The organism is Staphylococcus sp. HMSC069E10, from assembly GCF_001809205.1.
In the GTDB taxonomy this organism is placed as follows: Bacteria; Bacillota; Bacilli; order Staphylococcales; family Staphylococcaceae; genus Staphylococcus; species Staphylococcus hominis.
Window position 1 is genome coordinate 755 of sequence record NZ_KV796512.1, and the last position, 596, is coordinate 1350.

The 596-nt window shown below is 53.0% G+C and carries 6 tRNA genes; all 6 read right to left on the bottom strand.

Going from position 1 to position 596, the window contains the following annotated elements:
• Window positions 1–36 precede the first annotated feature (36 nt).
• A tRNA-Arg gene (locus tag HMPREF2561_RS10345) sits at window positions 37–110 on the bottom strand.
• A gap of 10 nt (window positions 111–120) precedes the next feature.
• Window positions 121–206, bottom strand: a tRNA-Leu gene (locus HMPREF2561_RS10350).
• A 7-nt stretch (window positions 207–213) separates the two neighbouring features.
• Window positions 214–288 (bottom strand) — tRNA-Gly (locus HMPREF2561_RS10355).
• 3 nt (window positions 289–291) lie between these two features.
• Window positions 292–373, bottom strand: a tRNA-Leu gene (locus HMPREF2561_RS10360).
• 9 nt (window positions 374–382) lie between these two features.
• A tRNA-Lys gene (locus tag HMPREF2561_RS10365) sits at window positions 383–455 on the bottom strand.
• A 5-nt stretch (window positions 456–460) separates the two neighbouring features.
• Window positions 461–536, bottom strand: a tRNA-Thr gene (locus HMPREF2561_RS10370).
• Between the last annotated feature and the right edge of the window lie 60 nt (window positions 537–596).

Here is a 596-nt window from a genome sequence, read left to right on the forward strand (position 1 = left end):
GTGCTCTACCAAGCTGAGCTACTTCCCGTAAGAGAACGCGCCCGATAGGAGTCGAACCCATAACCTTTTGATCCGTAGTCAAACGCTCTATCCAATTGAGCTACGGGCGCAAAATAATAATGCCGAGGACCGGAATCGAACCGGTACGGTGATCTCTCACCGCAGGATTTTAAGTCCTGTGCGTCTGCCAGTTCCGCCACCCCGGCAAAATAATGGAGCGGAAGACGGGATTCGAACCCGCGACCCCCACCTTGGCAAGGTGGTGTTCTACCACTGAACTACTTCCGCATATGCGGGTGAAGGGAGTCGAACCCCCACGCCGTAAGGCGCTAGATCCTAAGTCTAGTGCGTCTGCCAATTCCGCCACACCCGCGTATACATGTGAGCCATAGAGGATTCGAACCTCTGACCCTCTGATTAAAAGTCAGATGCTCTACCAACTGAGCTAATGGCTCTTAGATGGTGCCGGCCAGAGGACTTGAACCCCCAACCTACTGATTACAAGTCAGTTGCTCTACCAATTGAGCTAGGCCGGCTATTAAATTGAATGGTGGAGAATGACGGGATCGAACCGCCGACCCTCTGCTTGTAAGGCA